Annotated in this window: 30 protein-coding genes and 1 pseudogene; 4 read left to right on the top strand and 27 right to left on the bottom strand. The window is 49.1% G+C overall.

Features of this window, described 5'->3' with window-relative positions; all coding sequences use genetic code 11:
- Positions 1–2: 2 nt before the first annotated feature.
- The 12 genes from BJQ97_RS05080 to BJQ97_RS05035 form a co-directional block, all read right to left on the bottom strand.
- Positions 3–194, bottom strand: a complete 192-nt coding sequence (locus BJQ97_RS05080) for a hypothetical protein (RefSeq protein WP_023634630.1) — start codon at positions 192–194, stop codon at positions 3–5.
- 61 nt (positions 195–255) lie between these two features.
- Positions 256–468, bottom strand: a complete 213-nt coding sequence (locus BJQ97_RS05075; RefSeq protein WP_160155751.1) for a hypothetical protein — start codon at positions 466–468, stop codon at positions 256–258.
- Positions 469–472: 4 nt separating this feature from the next.
- The gene (locus BJQ97_RS05070; protein ID WP_023634628.1) at positions 473–631 is read right to left on the bottom strand and encodes a hypothetical protein; all 159 of its coding nucleotides are present in this window, start codon (positions 629–631) and stop codon (positions 473–475) included.
- Positions 632–644: 13 nt separating this feature from the next.
- Positions 645–785, bottom strand: coding sequence for a hypothetical protein (locus BJQ97_RS17325; protein ID WP_201451661.1), 141 nt, complete (start codon positions 783–785; stop codon positions 645–647).
- Positions 786–917: 132 nt separating this feature from the next.
- Positions 918–1,094 (bottom strand): hypothetical protein, encoded by a 177-nt coding sequence (locus BJQ97_RS17320; RefSeq protein WP_201451660.1) that lies wholly within the window; start codon positions 1,092–1,094, stop codon positions 918–920.
- Positions 1,095–1,814: 720 nt separating this feature from the next.
- On the bottom strand, positions 1,815–1,991 hold the full coding sequence (gene fbpA, locus BJQ97_RS05060) for a Fur-regulated basic protein FbpA (RefSeq protein ID WP_160155750.1): 177 nt from the start codon (positions 1,989–1,991) through the stop codon (positions 1,815–1,817).
- Between the two features lies 1 nt (position 1,992).
- Positions 1,993–2,418: a hypothetical protein gene (locus BJQ97_RS05055; RefSeq protein WP_160155749.1), complete on the bottom strand. Its 426-nt coding sequence runs from the start codon at positions 2,416–2,418 to the stop codon at positions 1,993–1,995.
- Between the two features lie 191 nt (positions 2,419–2,609).
- On the bottom strand, positions 2,610–4,832 hold the full coding sequence (locus BJQ97_RS05050) for a phage/plasmid primase, P4 family (RefSeq protein WP_236567127.1): 2,223 nt from the start codon (positions 4,830–4,832) through the stop codon (positions 2,610–2,612).
- A gap of 10 nt (positions 4,833–4,842) precedes the next feature.
- Complete coding sequence (locus tag BJQ97_RS05045; RefSeq protein WP_053003356.1) at positions 4,843–5,055, bottom strand: hypothetical protein; 213 nt, start codon at positions 5,053–5,055, stop codon at positions 4,843–4,845.
- A 92-nt stretch (positions 5,056–5,147) separates the two neighbouring features.
- Positions 5,148–5,282, bottom strand: coding sequence for a hypothetical protein (locus BJQ97_RS17865; protein WP_268892785.1), 135 nt, complete (start codon positions 5,280–5,282; stop codon positions 5,148–5,150).
- A gap of 21 nt (positions 5,283–5,303) precedes the next feature.
- The gene (locus tag BJQ97_RS05040; RefSeq protein WP_160155748.1) at positions 5,304–5,498 is read right to left on the bottom strand and encodes a hypothetical protein; all 195 of its coding nucleotides are present in this window, start codon (positions 5,496–5,498) and stop codon (positions 5,304–5,306) included.
- A gap of 42 nt (positions 5,499–5,540) precedes the next feature.
- Positions 5,541–5,759, bottom strand: a complete 219-nt coding sequence (locus BJQ97_RS05035; RefSeq protein WP_025949296.1) for a helix-turn-helix transcriptional regulator — start codon at positions 5,757–5,759, stop codon at positions 5,541–5,543.
- A gap of 155 nt (positions 5,760–5,914) precedes the next feature.
- Here BJQ97_RS05035 and BJQ97_RS05030 point away from each other — a divergent pair, with 155 nt between their 5' ends.
- The 3 genes from BJQ97_RS05030 to BJQ97_RS05020 all read left to right on the top strand — a co-directional run bounded on the left by BJQ97_RS05030 (position 5,915) and on the right by BJQ97_RS05020 (position 7,586).
- Entirely contained in the window at positions 5,915–6,253 is a 339-nt protein-coding gene (locus BJQ97_RS05030) for a helix-turn-helix domain-containing protein (protein ID WP_160155747.1), read from the top strand.
- A gap of 264 nt (positions 6,254–6,517) precedes the next feature.
- On the top strand, positions 6,518–6,925 hold the full coding sequence (locus BJQ97_RS05025; RefSeq protein ID WP_236567126.1) for a restriction endonuclease: 408 nt from the start codon (positions 6,518–6,520) through the stop codon (positions 6,923–6,925).
- A gap of 151 nt (positions 6,926–7,076) precedes the next feature.
- A complete protein-coding gene (locus BJQ97_RS05020; protein WP_160155746.1) occupies positions 7,077–7,586 on the top strand; it encodes an ImmA/IrrE family metallo-endopeptidase in 510 nt (169 codons plus the stop codon).
- Positions 7,587–7,601: 15 nt separating this feature from the next.
- Here BJQ97_RS05020 and BJQ97_RS05015 read toward each other — a convergent pair.
- From BJQ97_RS05015 to BJQ97_RS04985, 7 genes and pseudogenes are all read right to left on the bottom strand, one after another.
- Positions 7,602–7,955, bottom strand: a pseudogene (locus BJQ97_RS05015) (sigma-70 family RNA polymerase sigma factor); the annotation flags it as partial.
- 524 nt (positions 7,956–8,479) lie between these two features.
- Positions 8,480–8,623 (bottom strand): YrzI family small protein, encoded by a 144-nt coding sequence (locus BJQ97_RS05010; RefSeq protein ID WP_011232016.1) that lies wholly within the window; start codon positions 8,621–8,623, stop codon positions 8,480–8,482.
- 372 nt (positions 8,624–8,995) lie between these two features.
- Complete coding sequence (locus tag BJQ97_RS05005) at positions 8,996–9,244, bottom strand: YrhC family protein (protein ID WP_160155745.1); 249 nt, start codon at positions 9,242–9,244, stop codon at positions 8,996–8,998.
- Positions 9,245–9,306: 62 nt separating this feature from the next.
- Positions 9,307–10,440 carry a bifunctional cystathionine gamma-lyase/homocysteine desulfhydrase gene (locus tag BJQ97_RS05000; protein WP_160155744.1) on the bottom strand — a complete coding sequence of 378 codons (1,134 nt, stop codon included), beginning with the start codon at positions 10,438–10,440 and terminating at the stop codon, positions 9,307–9,309.
- A 2-nt stretch (positions 10,441–10,442) separates the two neighbouring features.
- The gene (locus BJQ97_RS04995; protein WP_011232019.1) at positions 10,443–11,366 is read right to left on the bottom strand and encodes a PLP-dependent cysteine synthase family protein; all 924 of its coding nucleotides are present in this window, start codon (positions 11,364–11,366) and stop codon (positions 10,443–10,445) included.
- A 58-nt stretch (positions 11,367–11,424) separates the two neighbouring features.
- Positions 11,425–12,129 carry a 5'-methylthioadenosine/S-adenosylhomocysteine nucleosidase gene (gene mtnN / locus BJQ97_RS04990; RefSeq protein WP_160155743.1) on the bottom strand — a complete coding sequence of 235 codons (705 nt, stop codon included), beginning with the start codon at positions 12,127–12,129 and terminating at the stop codon, positions 11,425–11,427.
- A 14-nt stretch (positions 12,130–12,143) separates the two neighbouring features.
- The gene (locus BJQ97_RS04985; RefSeq protein ID WP_160155742.1) at positions 12,144–12,791 is read right to left on the bottom strand and encodes a class I SAM-dependent methyltransferase; all 648 of its coding nucleotides are present in this window, start codon (positions 12,789–12,791) and stop codon (positions 12,144–12,146) included.
- 189 nt (positions 12,792–12,980) lie between these two features.
- Here BJQ97_RS04985 and BJQ97_RS04980 point away from each other — a divergent pair, with 189 nt between their 5' ends.
- A complete protein-coding gene (locus BJQ97_RS04980) occupies positions 12,981–13,190 on the top strand; it encodes a YrzA family protein (RefSeq protein ID WP_044730754.1) in 210 nt (69 codons plus the stop codon).
- Between the two features lie 115 nt (positions 13,191–13,305).
- Here BJQ97_RS04980 and BJQ97_RS04975 read toward each other — a convergent pair whose 3' ends face one another.
- The 8 genes from BJQ97_RS04975 to mltG form a co-directional block, all read right to left on the bottom strand.
- Positions 13,306–13,929, bottom strand: a complete 624-nt coding sequence (locus tag BJQ97_RS04975) for a YrrS family protein (protein ID WP_160155741.1) — start codon at positions 13,927–13,929, stop codon at positions 13,306–13,308.
- A 64-nt stretch (positions 13,930–13,993) separates the two neighbouring features.
- Complete coding sequence (locus tag BJQ97_RS04970; RefSeq protein WP_160155740.1) at positions 13,994–15,766, bottom strand: peptidoglycan D,D-transpeptidase FtsI family protein; 1,773 nt, start codon at positions 15,764–15,766, stop codon at positions 13,994–13,996.
- Between the two features lie 116 nt (positions 15,767–15,882).
- Entirely contained in the window at positions 15,883–16,359 is a 477-nt protein-coding gene (gene greA, locus BJQ97_RS04965; protein WP_044730751.1) for a transcription elongation factor GreA, read from the bottom strand.
- A gap of 110 nt (positions 16,360–16,469) precedes the next feature.
- Positions 16,470–17,105, bottom strand: coding sequence for a uridine kinase (gene udk, locus BJQ97_RS04960; RefSeq protein ID WP_044730750.1), 636 nt, complete (start codon positions 17,103–17,105; stop codon positions 16,470–16,472).
- Between the two features lies 1 nt (position 17,106).
- Entirely contained in the window at positions 17,107–18,375 is a 1,269-nt protein-coding gene (locus BJQ97_RS04955; protein ID WP_160155739.1) for a peptidase U32 family protein, read from the bottom strand.
- 18 nt (positions 18,376–18,393) lie between these two features.
- The gene (locus BJQ97_RS04950; protein WP_160155738.1) at positions 18,394–19,323 is read right to left on the bottom strand and encodes a peptidase U32 family protein; all 930 of its coding nucleotides are present in this window, start codon (positions 19,321–19,323) and stop codon (positions 18,394–18,396) included.
- Entirely contained in the window at positions 19,320–19,973 is a 654-nt protein-coding gene (locus BJQ97_RS04945; protein ID WP_160155737.1) for an O-methyltransferase, read from the bottom strand. The genes BJQ97_RS04950 and BJQ97_RS04945 overlap by 4 nt, the downstream gene beginning before the upstream one ends.
- Positions 19,974–20,414: 441 nt before the next feature.
- Positions 20,415–21,506, bottom strand: coding sequence for an endolytic transglycosylase MltG (mltG, locus tag BJQ97_RS04940; protein ID WP_160155736.1), 1,092 nt, complete (start codon positions 21,504–21,506; stop codon positions 20,415–20,417).
- Between the last annotated feature and the right edge of the window lie 142 nt (positions 21,507–21,648).

The raw sequence follows: 21,648 nt of genomic DNA, 5'->3' as shown, positions 1-21,648 counted from the left end.
CATTACTTAGCCGTGGCGCGTCCAAAAATAGACTTAATAAAAGAAATGATTTTTGGTGCAAACCCAAGCGCCAAAGCAAGCAAAACAAACGGTCCTACCCACGAAATGAGGCTGTTGACACTTCCAATTAAGTCCGATACGGAAAACGGCAACGTCAGTCCAGAAAGATCAATAGCAGCACCTAAAGCAGGCATGAATGATTCCTCCTTGATAAAATGATTTATTTCACTAGCAAAATGCTAGTTGAAATCAACCCTAATATCGTCGTATTTCATATTCTTCAGTTTCATCCTTGTTGATCTCGTTTTCATTGGCAAAACTTTTTTTAATCATCATCATCAACAGTGATATAGCACCGGCCGCCGCCATGATCATAATGGCAGGAGCCGCGTAAAACAAAATCCATTTGACGTAATACCAAAACTCATCCAACCGCTCTGGCGTGAAAAACGTCTGAAACTGCGGCATCTTATCACGACCTCGATCTGATCGCCACGATCACGCCATGCAGCAACATTCCGACAGCGACAATAGCGACGACAAGCATGACGAAGGGAGCTACTGTTTTAAGTAAAAAGCCAAAAACGCCCCAAAAAAACGACCAATCGAATACATTCCCGATACTGGACATTTCTCCCCCCTCCTTATCTAATCGCCTGATAAATCGCCGTCGCCACGAAACACAATGTCAAAAAAATCGCCCAGGATGCTAGCGCAGTGATGACATCGCCGTTACCAAATACGACCTTAAAGGCATAGGCAACCAGCGTCCCTGTTGTTACCATCGCTGTTTCGCCCCTTTCAGAGCCGAAACCAAAAACATGGTGATGGGATGCATAGTCAAGCACGATCCGATGATGACGAGGTAGGCACCTAAAATATCTTTAGGAGTTGCGAAAATAAGGCTGTACATCATCCTACCTCCTCATAAATCGCTCTAGCACCATAAAAATCAACATAGCCGCCAATATAACAGAAATGACGACATCGCCAAGGGTGATCTCATGTATGACCACAATATTTCCTTCTTTCGTTTCGATGACGGTATGTTCGCGCATCTCAACATATGTAATATTGGATGATTGGCCATTCATAATATTCACCCCTCACAATTTAAATGTACAAGCCTGCTTGGCTCTTTCATATCACCAAAAAATTTTGGTCATATCAGTGCAGAAACCGGGCAAAGCTGTCTTCGCCCGGCCAACATGCCTTTTATAAAATTCTGCTTTATTCTCCGTATAGATTAAAACATTAAAAACCTCGTCGTGCATTTTTATAGATATATATAATATCTTTAAAACCTTACACGTTTACTATAAAATTCCTTCCCGTTTTTGTTTTCCCCGTTTCAATCGTTGTAATCCAGTCGTTTAAATCTTGTTCTGAACATCCAAGTTCTTTTAGTTCTTGTGGAAACTCATAAAATTTCCTTTTCCACCGGCGCATCTTCTTCAACGCCTGCCTAGCCTCCCCGAAGGCATATACTCGCCGTTCGCGTCTCGTTGAATATTCCTGACTACCATCATACACACACAGATAAATATATCGCTTGCCATTTGATTTCACCTGGGACAAATACATTTTTCTCCCTCCATCACCGGACTAGAAAGTAGATGAATCCTCCCATGATAATCAGAAAAGAGCCAGACAAGACTGCTGTCTCCAAGAAATCCTTTACTTTGCTATTCATCGATCCCACACTCTTTTTCTTCACATTGAGAATATATTCCGCAATGGCATTTCAGCTTAGGAATTACCTCGATGCTCCAAATTTCAAATCCGCACTGTTCACAAAAAAATCGAAACATTCCTCATTTCCCCTTCTTTTCTTTAAGACAATAATATTCGTGATTCAGTTCTGACAGCGTTAATTCATTCAATAAACGTCCCTCAACCGTTTTTCTGTACCCCGCAGCCTGCAACTGCTCAATCCGTTTTCCCCTAACTTGTTCGATCGCTTCGCGCAAGTATAATTTAAAAGCAGTCATGTTACTCCCCCCTCTTTAGAGAATGTTCCTGCCTTTTTAGCCATTCTACGAAACCAACTGCTTCGGCCAACGCATCATGAAAAGAAACACGATTAGCTAAAACTTTTATTCGGTACGGACGGGGATCACCGTGAATGTAGCTTCCTCTCCAAACGATAGCTTTATTTCCTTCCCGTTCGATAAACAAGTACGAGCCCTTCCCATATCGGAACTCATAAAGCTCTCCATACGCATATATCAAAAATCCATACTGACGGGCTTGTTCATTTTCTTTCAGCCGCCTTTTGATTTCCTCCTTATGCTGCTGGATTTGCTTTTTTAAATCCATTGGCAAGCTTCCATCTTTATAAAGCAATCTGATCTTGTTGTTTTTTACCTTTATTTGAATATTTAGATTTTCTAATCTGTAAAAAATGTTATATAACATATAACTCCCCCTTATCAGTTACTTAGTTACTTCAAGTTACTTAAAAAGCGTTATTTTCCGTATAATTCACCTAGAGAGAATATCCCGAAAAACGGGTAACTCATGGTAACTAAGTAACTATATTTCTTCCTCAACTAAGTTACCAGTTACATCAAGTGACTTATTTTCTAGTATTTCCGTAAAAAATTCTCCTATGGAGATTTACTGGAATTTAGGTAACTCGAGGTAACTTTGTAACTTTCGGTTGAAAGACCGATGCCGAAAAAGAATGTTTTGTTTCCGGTGGATTTTCGTTTTTCGAATCCTCGCAGCACTAAACGCGCCGAAAACTTTTGCTTTTTCATCGCAATTTCGCTGTTTTCCTCGCACCAGTCGATATATTCTTTGTACAGATCGTTCAATTGGACTTTTGCGCCTGGATGAATCACGCAGCAATCGTTCAAGAAATTGCTGAGAAGGTCCATTTCGTCTTTGTATTCGTCTGTTGCGTTTTTGATTTCATCCGGCTCTCCTAAGCCTTCTTTTTGCCATTTCAAGCATCCCTCGACCGCCCATCGTAAAATGCCAGGAAGCTCATTCATGAGCTTTTCCGGAAGATGCTTGTCCACTTTTTCTTTTGGAATGGTGTACGTGAACGGAACAAGGCGAATACGCCTCCATATTCCTTCATCATCGCCTTTAATGATCGGCTTGTGGTTCGTTGTAAAGAAAATCTTGAACTCTGGAACAAACTCGAAAAATTCCTTTCTCAAAAAACGAGCTGTAATCGGCTCACCGCCGGTTAATTGTTTAATTAGAGATTCGCTTAGACGTTGACCGTCCTCGCTTTCGACAGCTGACACAAAGCGTGAGCCGTGCAAACGCGCAATGTCGTTATTGATGCCGGAATCGTTCATTTTTGCTGTAAATGTATTGGAATTCGTTTGCTTTGCATAATCGCCCAGCAAAGCCTTCACCGTATTGATGAACGTCGATTTTCCGTTTCTCCCTGTTCCCCAAAGGAAGAAAACAACCTGCTCGCTTATATCGCCTGTAAGTGCGTAGCCAATCGCTTTTTGCAAGAAGTTGATAATGTCATGCTTCACTTCGTCGCCGTCTCGGAAAATCGACTCAAGAAAGGCTATCCATGTCGGGCATTTCGCGTTCGGATCGTACTGAATATTGGTGTTTTTCGTCATCATATACTCTCGCTCGTGAGGCAAAAGCTCCCCTGTTCGCAAATCTACAACGCCGTTCGCGCAATTAAGCAGGAATTTATCTTTGTTCAACTCTTCCTGACTGATTGGCAGCATCGCCTCAGCTCGTGCGATGGAATTAAGGAATACCGAGCTTTTTTCACTTGCTTTCGCCCATCTTAACAACTCATTTCGCGCATCGTTGTTTTCTTCATGCGCTGCTTCGGCGTACATTTCACGAAACGTGCGAATTGCAATGCGCTCAATTTGTTTCTTTTTATCCTCAATCCACGTCTTTCCGTCCCAAATGAGCCATTCTTCAAACTCAACGCAATAGCGCAAGTTTTGACCGTTGCGCGCCACAAGACGCTCGGCATTTCCCATTTCCGTTAGATTGAACTTTTTCGGCTCTCCTTCTTTTCGTGCTGAAGAAGTCACCGGCGGCGGAGAGGAATAATTCGTTCCGCTTGGCTCATGTTTCAGCGCGCTATTCAATGTGTTTGCAAATTCGCGCTGGTCTAACGGAGGAAGGAAAAAATAGCGATTTAGGAAACTAGCTATTTCGTGCACTTGCTCTTGTGTGTAGCCAAATTCAACGAGCCGACAGCAATGCGCGTACATCGCGTTGTTTCGTCCTCCCTCGTGCATCGGAATCGGAAACGGACGCTGCGTTTTATCAATCTTTTTTAACCGCTCAAAATAGATCGGCATCGGCGAAAGTTCCCCGTCTGCAATATGTACCCATGCGCGGCCGCCTGTATTTTCACTTGGAAGAACGACTTGACCGCGTCCGGAAAGACGATAGTCGCCGACAAAGCCGCCAGCCATGAGCACTGTTGCATCTTGTCCTCTGAGTTTCCCGGTCGAACGAAAGAAAAATTGATACCCTCGTACCGTTCGAATTGCGTGAAATTTATATCCTTCGCGCAAAAGTGCTTTGAAAATCAGCTCCCCTTCTTTTTGCTCGTCGATGTCAATGACATCGTAACCGTCTGGGATGACAAGACCTATCCATCCTTTTTGCCGCAGCCAAGACCGAATCTCGCCTTCTGTCATGCCTGGACGATTGAGATCTTGCCAGCCTTTCATGCACGGTCGTTTTGCCACGCTGTATGCTTTTTGCGGATCGGATTCATTGTTCATTCGCGAATAGCCAATTAGTCGAATGATCTTGAGGGGCTTTTTCACTGATGGAAAAAGCCTCTCAAGACTCATTTGAAAGTCAAGTGCTGCCTGCATACTGTGATCCTCACTTTTTTGGGAATGTATATTTCACTTGATCAGTCCAAACGTCATAAAACACTACCATGGTGTGTCCGTTTTCATCACGAATCAGCTTTCCTGCCGGAAACACGGAAAAATCTTCGACTTGGATAGCGGTCATATCAAACGCCTCTTCGATCCACTGCATTACAATCGGAACATATTTTTGCATCGGATCAGCTTTTTGTTTTGTCACCATTCGGAGTCCCCCTTTTTGGACTTTCTTCATTATGTTATATTTTTAATAGGCATATTTTTTAGGGCGGTGAGCGTTAGGGCGCTTGCTGCTTTTTATGATGCTTTTTCATCAGTGCAACGTCTTTCTTGCGCTTTTTTATATTCTTCCGGCAACACTTTAGCCAAGTACGCATATACGTCTTTCTCGACCTGGCTAAACATTGGGCCTTTGATGATCGTTACTTTCATCCAAGTTCCCCCTTACTCCCCTTATAGCCCCATGCTCCGAGCTTTTTTCATCTCAATCTCTTGCAACTTGTCCAACACAGACTCAAACGATTTAATGACTTGCCGTGCAGCTTTATAATCTCTCGTCATGACTGCATCAAGCATATGATCAATGCATCCGATTGCTCTGTTAAAGTGTTCTTTTTCCTCGACAATCAGCGAAATTTTTACTCTCACTCTTTCACTCCTTTTCAATACAATGGATGTATAGGCATTAAATTATGCAGTTGCAATACACGAAATGTGACATTTGTCTTCAAAAAAATATGTCCAATCGAAAGAAAGAACGTTGGCAATTCGCTTTGCCACTTCGACGCTGGGATTTCTTTGGCCGTTTTCAATCATAGCGTAAGTGCTCCTTGAGATCCCAGCTAATTCAGCGAGTTCTTTTTGAGTCATCTTTTTGTTTAGACGCATATTTTTAAGCCATTTCCTCATTAGGTTATCACCTCCTTTAAAGTCACAAAACGCGTATCGTTAATCAAAGTATATGTCACAATTCGTGTAATGTCAATATAAAAATACACTATTTGTGTAAATTATTTTTTTGTCACTTTTTGTGACTATAATTAAACCTAAGGAGGATGTTAACAATGGTCGATTTAGGGAATCGTTTACAGGAACTTAGAAGTAAATTGAATATGCGACAAGAAGATGTAGCAAAAAAGATTGGCGTAGGCCGTACTACCTATGCAATGTATGAACAAGGAAAAAGAGAACCTGACTATGAAACGCTTCTCAAGCTTGCCGATCTATTTGAGGTTTCAACAGATTATTTACTGACCGGCAAAACAACAGTGGAATCTAAAAAACAAACAAATCTCTTCTTTTTCGACACCGAAGGATTAACCGAAGAAGAAATCGACGAAATAAAAAAACATATTGAGTACGTAAAATGGAGAGCCCAACAGGAAAGGAAAAATCATGAATAAACGAGATAGACAAACGCTGGCAAGATTAGGCGGATTCACTTTTTTGATTGTCATTTTTCTTATCCGTCCAAAGTTTAACAACCCATATGTTTTCTTAGGACTTTTGATTTTTGGAACAGCCTTTGTTATCGCTCTGATTGAATCATTAATCCCTGTCAAATCTTCAACAAGGAAAAGACACTCTCCTCAGAAAAAATATCAGAGTCCAAGCAAGGCGCCAAAACGGCAACTGGAAAGTACGGCGTCCGTTCGGATCACGTTATTTTGCAAACGCCACTTGAGCATTTATCAGGGCTGGAATTCGAACAACTTGTGTATTTGTACTTAAAATCAACCGGCTGGCGGCCGATCAAAACCCCTGAAGCAAAAGACGGGGGTGTTGATATCGTTGTTATTAATAAGGCAGACGGTCTTAAGATAGCGGTACAAGTGAAGCATTACTATCGTTCCAAAAGCCAGGTGACGGTTAAGGATATACGTGAACTCGACAGCACCAAGAAGAACCACGGGTGCATCGGAACATGGTTCATTACATCTGGAACGTTTACGAATGCTGCACTCGTGGAAGCCGATATGCGAAAAATGCGAACATCAGACATCACATATGTTGAAACAAAAATTTTGCCCTGGAGAGAACGTCAGGCAAGAAAACACCAAAAAAGCCACTCCTAGAGAGGGTGGCTTCAGAACTATTAAAATGCTTTACATTCCCCATCATCTTCCGCATCCTCTCCTTCCCATCCTTATACCATTTTCTTCTTGCAAAAAGGAACGTATGTTTCTATAATTAAATGCAAACCATACAACAAAGGTTGAGGGAGAAATGAACCATTTATATAAACCTGGCGATCTGGAAATGCATATATCAAACGTTTATAAACAGCATGGCATCTTGTATCCGTATCAACTCGATGAGCAATATTTAGCGGATATCTTTGACATTGTTATCGTTTATGCATCAAGGTCATTCGGCTATTGGGATGATTGCCGCATTATTGGTCTGCATAAAGACTTGCGCTTTGATTCCGCTAAACGGCGTGAAGTGTTTTTCCATGAACTTGGGCATTTATTGTTGCACGTAGGGGATCAATCGAACATGTCCAAGTCATTTCGAGAGTACCAAGAAATACAGGCAAATCGGTTTATGCTATTCGCGGCGATTCCTTATCACATGCTTACATATATTGACTTATCAGCAAAACGAGATTTTATATTATGTGAGATGCAAGATGTGTTTAAAATGCCGGTGGATGTATGCGCCACTCGTTTAGATTACATTGAAAACAAAATGCTGCAGATTTGTGCGGAAAGTTCGTTATATTATACATTGTAATTTATTTCCGCGCACTAATGACATTAGGATTTCGTTTTCGATACATCGAGCCGCATACGTTGCCAACTTCGTTCCTTTGCCCGGCGAATAGGTTTCAATCGCCTTGATCAAGCCGATCGTGCCAATGGAGATTAAATCCTCGACCTCTTCTCCCGTATTTTCAAACTTTTTCACAATGTGGGCAACAAGGCGCAAGTTGTGTTCGATGAGCCGGTTGCGGGCTTGCTCGTCGCCTTTTGCCATCAGCGCCAAATACTTTTCCTCTTCTTGAGCGCTTAACGGCTGGGGAAACGCATTGTTTTTAATATACGAGACAAGAAACGTCAGCTCTTTCAACAGAAACGTAAACGCCGTGAAAATGCCGGACATGCTCTCACCCCCGCCTGCTGTCATCGGCGGAAACCGCCTATCGTTATGTATATGCAGGGGCGATGTTGTCCGTGTCTTTACGACAAAAATAGACCGGCCCGAAATGAGCCGGCAATGACTTGACCAATCAAAAACGATTGATGCCAACGTTCTGCTGATTCGGTCCGCCTGCTTATCCCCTCCGGATGCAGAAGAACCGCCGTGCTTACGCTCTTGCCTCAACGCTGACTTCCGCGGCGACAACAAGCGCAATCGACGCGGTAATGATGATCGACATGACAATGGCGAACATCCCCGTTCCCTCCTTGACCTTCTCTTCTAGATTTTATTTTACCAAAGAAGACAAGGAACGCTTCCGGCACATTTTGAACAATTCGTGAAATTCGACCGTCACCAACAGCACGCGGAGCACCGATAACACCCCTTTAGCCTGAGTCAAGTCGAGTCTCCCGTCTGTTTCATCCACATCACAAGCCATACTGGTACAATTGACATGAATCTTCTCCCCTTTCATCTCCATTGTTTTAAAACAACCGTTGATGAGCGGAACATTTGCGGTCAAGCAACTCCTCTTCGGCTGCACGCGCGAACCGCTCCTCTTCGATGTTCCGTTGCCGCGGCTTTCTCCGCTCAATCGTGATCGTGATAAAAAACAAATGGATCGTCATGCCTCCCCACCTCCTTTCCATGCAAAAAAACCGCAGAAGGAAGTCGTTTCTGCGGCTAAGCGTACAAAAAGGCCACAGAAAGCGAGACTACTCCCCTTCTGCGGCCCGATCGCTGTTTTTCATCATCGGTGCACGTTCATTCCCGGTCAGCGGAAGGTCGAATAGCCGTTTGATAGAATGGATGCGTTACTGTTGTCCACATCATCATTGTCATTGTCTTCGACCTCCCTTTAGAAATGATGCTACGCAGGTAATTATATCCAAAATTATTTCCATTGTAAACCGTTTTTTTGCAAAATAGGAAAAAAGCTTGCTTTCCCTTGAACGCCAGCATGGCTAAACAAAAACCCGCCTTTTGGCCAAAAGGCAGGTTTACGGTTCGAACCGCTTTTCTTCTTCCTCAAGACGGCGGGCATAGCGGGCGGCTTGGCGCAAACAGGAAAGCGACGCGGTAAAACAGACGGTGACTGCCAATAGGGCGAACGGTTTTTTCGCTGTCTCAACCGCTCCTGGGATGACCGTTCCGAAATAGAGAAACGCTCCAAACGCGAACAAGACGAGGCTGTATGTTTTAAAGTCGCCTGCCTTTTCCCGCAGCTCGTTTCGTTGCTGCTCATTCAAGCCCGATCCCTCCTCTCCCCTTTCACTGTATCATACATGGACGGAAGGGGGGAGCAGCAATTTCAGCCAAGCGCTTGCGCCAAATCGTCAAGCAGATCGTTGACATCTTCAAGCCCAACCGACAAACGGATCAGGCCGTCGGTAATGCCGAGCTGTTCGCGCCGTTCCTTCGGGATCGAGGCGTGCGTCATTTTCCCTGGCAACGAAATTAAACTTTCGACCGCCCCTAAACTTTCAGCAAGCGTAAAGTAGCGAACGCGCGACAGCACTTTCTCGGCTCGCTCGAGGCTGCCGACATCAAACGAAATCATGCCGCCAAATCCGCGCATTTGCTTTTTCGCCAACTCGTGGTTCGGATGATCCGGAAGACCTGGATAATGGACGCGCTTGACCGCCTTGTGTTCAGCCAAAAAAGCAGCGATTTGGCGCGCATTTTCTTCATGTTCCTCCATCCGCACGGCGAGCGTTTTCATCCCGCGCATCAATAGCCATGAATCTTGCGGCCCGAGCACACCGCCGGTTGAATTTTGCACGTAATGGAGCCGTTCGGCAAGCTCCGGCGTGCGGACAACCGCCAACCCAGCGACGACGTCGCTATGGCCGCCTAAATATTTCGTCGCGCTATGGATGACGATATCGGCGCCAAGCTCAAGAGGCGTCTGAAAGTACGGAGTGGAAAACGTGTTATCGACGATCAATAGCAGGCCATGCGCACGGGCGATGGCGGCGGCGGCTTGCAAGTCAGTGATTTTCAACAGCGGGTTCGTCGGCGTTTCGATATAGATGGCTTTCGTATTCGGCCGAATGTGCGCCTCGACGTTGGCGACGTCGCTCGTATCGACGAACGTCGCCTCAAGCCCGAACCGATTCAGCACGTTCGTCATGACGCGATACGTGCCGCCGTAGACATCGTCAGTGATCACCAAATGGTCGCCGCTTTGAAACAACATCATGACGGCCGTAATCGCCGCCATCCCGGAAGCAAACGCAAAGCCGGCTTCGCCGCCCTCAAGGTCGGTGATCAGCTTCTCAAGCGCCGCACGCGTCGGGTTGCCGGTGCGCGAGTATTCAAACCCTTTATGCTTTCCAACTTCTTCTTGCTTATACGTACTCACTTGATAAATCGGGACCGACACCGCTCCAGTATGCGGATCCCCCGGAATGCCGCCATGAATGAGCATTGTTTTCCGCCTCATCGTTACCTCCCACCTTCATAAATATGTTTGCTTAAATAGCGTTCGCTCCCGTCCGGAAAAATGACGACGATATTCGTCCCTGGCTTTGCCTTCTCTGCTTCCATCAAGGCGGCATGAAACGCGGCGCCGGACGAACTGCCGACCAAAAGCCCCTCCTGTCTTGCGAGTTCGCTGACGCGCCGGAACGCGTCATCGTCCGCGATCGTGTAGATGGCATCAAAATAATCCGGATCCATAAACGGCGGCAAAAACTCCATGCCGATCCCTTCCGTCCGATGCGGACCCGGCTTGCCGCCGCCTAAAATCGAGCCTTCCGGTTCAACGATGACCGTTTTAATGGCCGGGTTTTTTTCTTTTAAAAACGTCGCTGTCCCCATAAACGTGCCGCCGGAGCCGGCGCCGGCGACAAAAATGTCGATCTGTCCGTCCAAATCGTCCCACAGCTCCGGACCGAGCGTCTTGTAATACGTCCTTGGGTTGGCCGGGTTTTGGAACTGCTGGGGGCAATAGGCGCCTGGAATCGTGCGGGCGAGCTCCTCCGCTTTGCGGATTGCTCCTTCCATTCCTTCCTCGGTCGGCGTATGGACGATTTGCGCCCCGAGCGCCTTCATCAGCTGTTGTTTTTCGATGCTGAATTTTTCCGGCACACAAAAAATGATGTTCACGTTTTTGCCGATCGCCGCCAGTGCCAGACCGATGCCGGTGTTGCCGGCCGTCGGCTCGATAATCGTGCCCCCCTCTTTCAGTTTTCCTGATGCAAACGCCTCGCGCAACAGCTCTTGTCCGAGCCGGTCTTTAATGCTTCCGCCAGGATTAAAGTATTCAAGCTTGGCGAACAGCCGAACGCCTTCCGGGAGGGGGAAGCGCGTAATTTCGACAACCGGCGTATGGCCGATCAACTCATGGATGCTTTTTGCTACGCGCATGCGAGTCACTCCGTTTCTTCACGTTCATTTTGGCAACGGAACGGCGGCGTTTTGTTTCCTAGCGTCTCTCCTTCATAACGGAAAGCATCGACAAGACAAGTTCAGCCGAATGTTTCGCCGCCGTCTCCAAAAACTGTTCAAACGACACATCCGACTCCTCACCAGCAATATCAGACAACGCACGGATGATGACAAACGGCGTTCCAAACTGCACGCACACTTGGGCGATCGCCGCCGCTTCCATTTCGACGGCGCACAATTCCGGAAACTGACCGCGCACAAATTCGACTCGCTTTGGATCGTTCATAAACGAATCGCCGGTGGCGATCAAGCCGGTCACTGCCTGCAGGCCATCAAGCCGCGCCGCCGCCTGCTTGGCCGCCTCAACAAGCGCCTCATCCGCCCGGTAGCGCGCCGGCAGGCCAGGCACTTGCCCGTAAGCGTAGCCGAACGCGGTCACATCGACGTCATGATGGACGACTTCCTCGGAAATGACAAGATCTCCGACACGAAGCGAAGGCAAAAATCCGCCGGCCGAACCGGTATTGATCACGAAATCAGGGCGAAAGTGGTCAAGCAGAAGCGTCGTTCCCATGGCGGCGTTCACTTTGCCGATCCCGGATTTCAACAACACCGCCTCCACGCCGTCAAGGCGCCCTTCGGAAAATTCGCACCCGGCGATGACCGTTTCCTCGCGCCCTTCCATGCGCGAACGCAAAATCGCCACTTCCTCTTCCATGGCTCCAATAATGGCTGCTTTCATCGTTCTCCCTCTTTCTATGTCGTTTGTTTCACCGCCTCCATCACCCAGACGAACGCGTTTTGCTGCGCAAAAGAGACGGAAAAGCCATGCTTGGAAAACAGTGATTCCAATACGTCAAGCGTCGTATAATATTCGCGTTCCAAATCGTCGGCCAAATCGTGGAAGCCGCGCGTCCGGGCTTCCTCAATCGCCCGGCGGAACGCCTCTTTGTCGCGAAACGCCGTATCGGCAAACACTATTTTACCACCCGGATGGAGCAATTGACTATATTTGGCCAACGCTTCGTCTTTTTCCGCATCCGTCAAATGATGAAACGCATACGTGCTGGCGATTGTGTCGATCGGCTCCGGCGGTGTCGGAAATTGCAAAAAATCGCCGTCTAGGATGACCGCTCGCCCGCTGAGCTTTTCCGCCGCTTTTTTCCTCATCGGCGCCGATGGCTCGATCCCGTACACCTGCTTGCCGCGTTCCAACAGCTTTTTCGTCAAGTTGCCCGTGCCGACGCCAAACTCGAGCACGACTTGGCCGGCTTTGTCGGCAACTGTGCTTAAAATGCGGTCATAACCGGCAAATACGTCGCGATATTGCTCATCGTATCCTTCGACCGATCGGTCGTACGATTCCGCCCATTGCTCAAACAAGTTAAGAAACTCCCTGCCCATATGGTCACACCCCAAAAAAGTTTATAATTTCCATCAATATAGTATGTTTTTTTGTATTACCTGCTCTTACTGTAGCATATGTTTTTCCCTTGTTCAACGATCCAGTTTCGTTCGTATTGCTCCCCCTTGTACACCGGTGGATGAAGGCGGGAAAATTTGCTACACTGACAATGGAAAGGAGGAAGAGCGATGCCTAACATTTCTCTTGATTTGATCGAGGATAAAATCGAATTTTTTGAAGCGGACGATTTGCGGGCGCTCGAGAAAAAAATCAACGAACAAATTGAACATAACAAGGCGCTCTTGCTTTCCGTCCATCATGTATCCCATCAAATGCATGTCATGGAAAACGGAAAGCGGTGGTACAGCGCGGTCGTTCATTTCAAAGCGAAAAAATAACAGGCGCTCTTCGTTTTTGGGCGCCTGTGTATTTTTCCGCCGCTAATGAACCGCCATTGTTTCACTGATGCCGTTGAAGTTTCGAATATATCCCCGCTTCCCTTCATTATGCCGCTTACGACTTTTGCTTCAACTTTTGCACTTTCGTCGGCTTCCAACCTTCGTTCGTCACCCATTCAATGTACACTTTGTAATGGGCGGTTTGATCTTTCGTCGAAATCGTCGCGATCGCTTTGTTCGGCCCGTTGTTGCCGATGAACCAAACGATCATCTCCTCCGGGGCGATGCCGGTCGCATAGCTGACGGCATCGAGCATTTCCTTCCAGTCGACCGAATCTTTCTTAAACACCGTTTCATGCGGCTCCGATTGCGTCGTGCCGATCGGCTGCCATGCCGGGTTGACGATTTCTTTTTCAATGTTGGATCCCGGTGGGCCCGGCGTTTCTGTCGAGCCCGCTTCGCTCGTTTCATCGGTGGAAGCCGCGTCTTCTTCCTCAGCGCGCGTTTCGGCTTCCGCCGGCTCCACCGCTTCACCTGTTTCCACTTCCACTCGCTTCGCGTTGGCCGCTTCTGTTTTTGCTTCGCGATCGACCGCCTTCTCGCCCGGTTCGCCGCCAAAAAGCAAGTTCCCACCGACAATCAAAATGAGCAGCACGACAACCGCAATAGCTCCATTGAGCCAACGGTTGATTCTCCGCCGCTTGGCGCGGGCGGCAAAGCGCGTTTCCGTTTGCACCACTGTCTCCTCCCCTTCTTTGGATGATGCTTATGATGGAAAATGGATACCCCTTACATTTGGTTCGTCACTTCACTTCCTTTTTGGCGCGGTCATAAGCATAAAGCGACTCGACTGCGGCGGCGAACACATCATTCGTCGCGGCCCGCCCGCTCGGACAGTCGAGCTCAACGACAGCGAGGGCGTATTTCGGGCGGTCGGCTGGAAAATAGCCAGCAAACCATTTATTAATGAATTCAGCGCCGCCGTCCATTTTTCCTGTCTCCGCCGTCCCCGATTTGCCGGCAACCGGATACGGCAGCGAACGGAAGCGGCGGCCGGTGCCATCCTCTTTGGTAACAACCCCGCGCAAAAGCCGCTGCAGCTCTTCGGCCGTCTGCGGAGCGATCGGCGCCATGTCCGAATCCGGTTGGGGCGGAAACGAAAAGAGAGTCGCACCGTTTTTATACAGCACTTTGTCAACGGCCCGCACCTGAAGCGCTTCGCCGCCGCGGGCGATGGTCGCCATCATGTTGGCGACGCCAAGCGGAGAGACGCGTACATTTTTTTGCCCGATCGCCGTTTGCGCCACCGCAAGCGGCACCCGCTTGTCGCGCGGATCATGCCAAATCGTTCCCTTTTGCTCCTCCGGGAACTGACGGAAATGCTCTTCATGGTACACCGCTCCTTCCCAGCCGGCCGTCGGATACAGCCCGAGCTTTCTCGCATACGTTTCAAACGCATCCGGATCTTGCTCGATCAACTGCTTGCCGAGCGTGGCGAAAGCATTGTTGCAACTAACGGCAAAGCTGTCCGCTAAGTCAAGCACGCCGTAATCATGCTCCTCATCGCGCGTTTTGCCGTCAATCTTTCGGCTGCAATCAAACGTTGTCTCCGGCGATGCGAGCCCTTCATCAAGCGCCGCAGCCGCAATGACCGTTTTAAAAATCGATCCAGGGATTTGCGGAAGCGCCATTTGGTTTTCCGCCCCGCCGTTTTTATACGGATCGCGCGGGTCCATGTTTGGGCGGCTGACCATGGCGAGCACACCGTTTGTCTCAATGTCCAATAGCACGAGGCCGCCTTTTTTCAGTCCGTACTGGTCGACGATCCGTTCCATCTCTTGCTGCAGATCGCGGTCAAGCGTCGTTTGCACGGTGACGGGATAAAACGGATTGCCCGTGTCGCTGTATTTGACATCAAGCCCAAACAACGGCCGCCCTTCGGCGTCAACATGGTAAAGCAGCTTCGTTTCGCCGTCGGCGAGCAAAAATTCATCAAACGCCTTCTCAAGCCCTTGAATGCCCACTTCGGTCTTTGGCGGCAGCGTCCGTTTCGGATAACGCTTCTTGATGAGCTCCTGATCGGGACGGGTGAAGCCGAGCAAATGCGGGGCGTACACCGTTTCCAACGGATATTGCTTGTTGACGGCAAATACCCCCGGAATGCCCAAATCGTTAATTTGCTTCATTTGCTGGGCGTTCAAGGCGAGCGGCTCGCCATCCTTCTCTAAGACGAACGGACCGTCCGCCTGCTCAAGCTGGCGGCGGATCTCTTCTTCCGAGACGCCGGCGATGCGGGCCACTTGTTCCATCGGCCATTTCATCGCCGTTAAAAATGGAAATAAGACAAGCGACGGCACATATCGCTTCGTGAGCGGCGCGCCATTTCGGTCGACGAACGAGCCGCGCCCGTCATCAATAATCAGTTCTTGTGTCCGCTGGGCGACGCTTTCAGCAATTAAATTATGATTGGCAAACGACTCGGCGTCAATCAGCTGGATTTGCCCCAATCGCCCGACAAGCAACAACAAGCCCAATTGAATGAGGGCGAGCATGGCAAGTGTTCGTTTTTTCCACATAAAGAAAACACCTCATCATCAGTGTTGACGAGGTGTTTCCGTTTGAAACGTCAAGCGGCGGCCATTTTCTTCGCTTCGCACACCGCCGCTTGTTCAGGCCGACCGCCTCCTGCTTCTTATTTCACAGCCACGATTTTCACAAGCATTTCCCCGCCCGGCGTTTGCACCGTCACTTCATCGCCGACGCGGCGGCCGATGAGCGATTTCGCAATCGGCGAGTCATTGGAAATTTTCCCTTCAAATGGGTCGGCTTCAGCGCTGCCGACGATCGTATACGTCTCTTCTTCACCGTCCGGCAGTTCAATGAATGTCACTGATTTGCCAAGCGAGACGACGTCCGGATTTTCTTTGTCTTCTTCAATGATGACGGCGTTGCGGATCATGTTTTCAAGCATTTGGATGCGTGATTCGACAAACGCCTGCTCATCTTTGGCAGCATCGTACTCCGAGTTTTCCGACAAATCGCCGAACCCGCGCGCAATCTTAATGCGCTCCACCACTTCTTTCCGCTTGACCGTTTTTAAGTACTCAAGCTCTTGTTCCAGTTTCTCTTTTCCCTCTTTCGTCATCGGATACTGCTTTTCGTTCGCCATTCATCTCACTCCTCTATATATTCTGCATTATGTAAAACGTACGAACAGCAAAAACGGCTGTTCGTACGCTTACTTGTTATATAATATATTGTTTTGTCTCTGTTATGTTATTACAAAACCGCTTTTTGTTCAAGAACTGTGCGAATTTTTGCCACCATTAAATCGATGGCGACAGCATTCTGTCCGCCTTCTGGAATGATCACATCGGCGTAGCGCTTCGTCGGTTCGACAAACTGGTTGTGCATCGGCCGAACGACGGACAAATATTGCTCGATGACCGAATCGAACGTGCGGCCGCGCTCTTTCATATCACGGATGAGACGGCGGATGATGCGGATGTCCGGGTCGGTGTCGACATACACCTTAATATCCATTAAATCGCGAAGCCGCTCATCTTCCAAGACAAGGATGCCCTCGACGATAATGACTTCTTTCGGCTCAACACGCACGACTTCACTTGAGCGAGTGTGCAGCGTATAATCGTACACCGGCTTGTCAATCGGCTCATAGCGAAGCAGCTTATGAATATGCTCAATCAACAAATCGTTGTCAAACGCCAGCGGGTGGTCGTAGTTCGTCTTCAGCCGCTCTTCAAACGGAAGATGGCTTTGGTCTTTATAATAAAAATCTTGCTCAAGCACTAAAATCGAGCGGTCGCCAAAATGGTCGTAAATCGCGCGGGCGACGCTCGTCTTCCCCGAGCCGGAGCCGCCGGCGACGCCGATGACAACGGGCTTCTTCCCCATCTTAATTCTCCTTTCTCATCATGTTGTACGGGAAGAGAGGGCGCTTGACCTTCAATTTCACGATTTGCAGCGGATGGCGCGCCGCATCAAGCTCGTTGCCGTCTTCGTCCCAAATGTTCTCGATCACTTGGGTGAAGTTTTCAATTTCCGGACCGAAAAATTCGACTTCATCGCCCGGGCGGAAATGGTTGCGCTGCTGGACGGTGGCGATGCCCGTCTCCGGGTCATAGCCAAGCACCAAACCGGCGAATTCATGCGTCGTTTTCCGGCTGTGCGTCCCGTACATATGGTTCGTATAATCCGGGAAGCCGTCAAAGAACGACGGCGCCGTCTCGCGGTTGGCGCATTTTTCAAGCTCCCGCACCCACTCTTCGCGGATCGTGAAATGGTCTGGATCAGCGCAGTAGGCGTCAATCACCTTCCGGTAGACGCTGACAACCGTCGCCACGTAATGGATCGATTTCATCCGCCCTTCAATTTTCAAGCTATCTACACCCAATTCGATCATTATCGGAATGGCGCGGATTAAGTTCAAATCTTTCGCGCTCATCGCAAACGGGGCGTCCCCTTTTTCAAACAACGGAATTTCCCGGCCGTTCGAGAGTTGGTACAAATCGTAATCCCACCGGCACGACTGGCAGCATCCACCGCGGTTTGAGTCGCGCGCCGTCATATGATTGCTCAATACACAACGGCCGGAGTAGGCGGAACACATCGCCCCATGGATGAACGCCTCGATTTCAATATCGACTTTCTCTTTGATCTGCCGGATTTCTTCTGCGCCCACTTCACGAGCCAGCACAACCCGCTCGAGCCCTTCCTCTTTCCAAAATTGGACCGCTTTCCAGTTGGTAAGCGATTGCTGCGTGCTTAAATGCACTTCAAGCTTCGGCGCCACCCGGCGCGCCGTTTCGATGATGAGGGGGTCGGCGACGATGATGCCGGAAACGCCGGAATCCTCTAACGCCCGCAAATAGTCATCAAGGCCAGGGATGTTTTCGTTATGGGCGTAAATATTGGCCGTTACGTATACTTTGGCTCCGTATCGATTGGCAAATTCTACCCCTTCGCGAATTTCCTCGAGCGTAAAGTTGTCGGCGTTGGCGCGCAAGCTGTACTCTTGTCCTCCGATAAAGACAGCGTCTGCGCCGTAATGTACGGCGATTTTCAGCTTTTCCAAGTTGCCGGCCGGGGCGAGCAACTCTGGCTTTTTCACAATGACGCGCTTGCCGTCAATGATCTCGGAGATGCGATCATTTTTTAAAAGCATGCTGCTTCCCTCCTTTTCTCAATAAATGGTCTCCTTGAAGAAAAATCCGGTGTCGATGCGGCGATGCGGCGGCTGAAGCGCTTCAACGGCCGCAAGCAGCTCCTCTTTTTCCCGTTCGTACCGCTCGCGGTCATCGGCACATAAATCGATGGCGCGGCGGTACAGCTTCGTCACTTCGGTAATGTAGCGCGGCTCGTGCAAAATCCCGTCAATTTTGAAGCTGTCGATGCCGGCTTCGACCATGTCGCCAAGCTCGTCAATGATGCAAACATCGTTCGGGCTCATAATATGCGTGCCGTTTTCGTCTTCAAAAATCGGATATTTGTTGTCGCGCTCTTTGTCGTAAAGAAACATCCCTTTTTCATACTTCTTCCGTTCAACTTCCATCACTTTCCCTTGATATTCAAAATAGCTGCCGATCAGCGAGCGCTTCGATTGGTACATGCACATCGCGCCGTGCACTTGCACCTCGATTTCCACTTCGGCATGGGCTTTGATTTCCAAAATGGCGTCCATGTTCAACTCGCGGGCCAAGACGGCGCGCTTCGCCCCTTTCCGGCCCCAATAGTTGCAAGCATACCAGTTCGTCGCTGTCGTCTCCGTGCTCCAGTGGAGCTTCATGTGCGGCGCCGTTTCTCGGACAGTCAAGAGCACCGCGGGATCGCCGAAGACGATGGCATCGGCGCCGACATCAGCCAAAAACGCGACGTAGTCACCAAGCTCGTCCACTTTATCGTTATGGAAAATGGCGTTCATCGCCACATACACGTTCATGCCGCGCCGGTGGGCGGCTTTGACGGCGGCAGCGACATCATGGCGAGAAAATTCGCCGGCAAGCCGCAAACCGTAGCGCTGCTCGCCAATGATGACCGCTTCCGCTCCGGCTTCAGCCAGCTCGTCAATATGGGCAACGCTCGTCGGCGTCACGAGCAATTCGGGTTTTTTCACTGTTCTTCACCTCGTTTTTTCGATATGGCAAGCCCATCGCCGACCGGAATGATGACCGTATCATAACCGTTTCGACTCATGAGCCACTCATTGTAGCGGCGAATTTTTCGGGCGATGTTCCAAAGCCGTCGATTGTCCGCCGGCTCTTCAGCGGCGACGAGCCCCTTAAACAAGACGTTGTCGCTGATGATGAGGCCGCCTGCCGCCACAAACGGCTCATAGCGCGTAAAAAAGCGCTCATATTGCCCTTTGGCGGCATCGATAAACAGCACATCAAACGGCGCGGCGGCCGCCACATCGGCCTCGACCGCGAGCGCATCGCCCAACACCGCCTCGATTTGCCGCTTGGTGTTCGTCTTTTCGATGTAAAAACGGGCGCGCTCATACCGCTCCCGGTCTTTTTCGATCGTCACAATGCGCGCATCCGGCAGCGCCTTTGCCATCCGGATCGCCGAATAGCCGATCGCCGTGCCGATTTCCAAAATGCAACGCGGCCTGATCAGCTTCAAGATGAACAACAGCACTTCGACGCTCACCGGATCCATGATCGGTATGCGGTGCCGATAGGCGTACTGCTCCATCTCCTCAATGTCCTCATCCGGCGCCGGACGCAACTTTTGCAAGTACGAAACAATGTCATTGGAAAGCAAGAGGAATTCCTCCCTGCCGTCAGCAAACTGAAAAGCGCTTGCCAAAGTTGAACTATATAGATGCAACGAAGAAGTTTAACATATCCTTGACGGAAAAGAGGTTTGCCCATTTTCGACTGTCGGAGGCAAGCCTGTGGCTTGCCTCCGTCACGCCTTGGCGTGACGGAAGACCGAACAACCGCCTGCTTCACAGACCCATATATGGGTCTGGAAGTGGCGTTGTTCGGTCGCCCGACAGTCGATCAAATACTCGGGAAAAACTACAAATGGTAAAGCTTCAAATTGCATCTATATACAACTCGACATTTGCGCTTTGTCGTCATGAAAAATAAGAGCCGCCAAAGGACTCTTATCGTATCGTTGGTCTATTCAACTATACTACCACAAAACAGTAGAAAAACGAAGCTGTTTCCCCTGCCGGCCATCAACTTCCGTTTTGAACTATTGTTTCCCAATGTATTTTGCCTTTTCCCGGTTATGCTCGGCCAACGTTTTCGTAAAAATGACCTCCCCGCCCGGTGTCGCCAAAAAGTATAAATAGTCGGTCGCTGCCGGCTCAAGCGCCGCTTCGATCGACATGACACCGGCGTTGGCGATCGGCCCCGGCGGCAGTCCTTTATGCATGTACGTGTTGTACGGCGAATTGACCTGCAAATCTTTGTACAACACACGCTCTTTATGTTCGCCAAGGGCGTACAAAACGGTCGGGTCAGTTTGAAGCGGCATGCCGCGGTGCAGCCGATTGTAAAACACGCTGGCGATTTTTTGGCGGTCAGCTTTTTCCGTCGCCTCTTCCTCAATGAGCGACGACATCGTCAACAGCTGATGCGGCGACATGTTCTTTTCTTTCATCGCTGCCTTATATGTGTCAAGCACAGCTGCCGTTTTCGCCACCATCGCCTCAATGATCTCAGAAAGCGGAGGCTTTTCGTCAGCAAACACATACGTCGCCGGGAACAAGTAGCCTTCCAGCGGATAGCGGATGCCTTTCCGAAAAATATCATCAGTCAACAAATCCGGGTGCATGTTCATCAGCCGTTCGATATACGCGCGATCGTTAAGCAATTTCATAATCTGTTCTTGTTTGTACCCTGTTTTCGCGGCAATGAGGTCAGCGATTTGCACCAATTGCGCCCCTTCCGGAACAGTCAGCTTCAATCCGATTTTTAGCGATTTCCCCGTTTTTAACAACTCGATGATGCGCGCCATTGGCATCGCCCGCGTCAGCTCATACTCCCCAGCCTGGAAACCGGATTCATTTTTCCAGCGCACATATAAGCGAAACACGGCCGCGCTTTTAATGAGCCGCTTTTGTTCGAGCTGCTCGGCAATCGCCGCCGCCGATGAACCGATCGGAATCGACACATGAACCGGGGTGCGGTCATCCGGGTCGACGGGCTTAAGCGCTGAGCGGATGTATAAGAAACTGCTGGCGCCGGCAATGACAAGCGCCGCCAGCAGAACAGCACAAATAATCAAGACGATTTTCCGCACAAGCCGCGCCTCTGGCGCCCTAAAATCGTTCTGTTTCATCTTTGTCCTCCTTTCATCCCCGCCATATTATACTACAAAGTTCCGCATTTTTCGCCCTTGACGGCAAAAAATGCAAAACCGGGGAAGGAAACACGCCAGTCAACCAAAGCCTTTCACAGCGTTTGGCGAATAAACAATAAGA

Origin of the sequence: Geobacillus sp. TFV-3, assembly GCF_009901865.1 — a bacterium.
Classification (GTDB): Bacteria; Bacillota; Bacilli; order Bacillales; family Anoxybacillaceae; genus Geobacillus; species Geobacillus thermoleovorans_A.
This window is presented reverse-complemented; position numbering and strand designations above follow the sequence as displayed.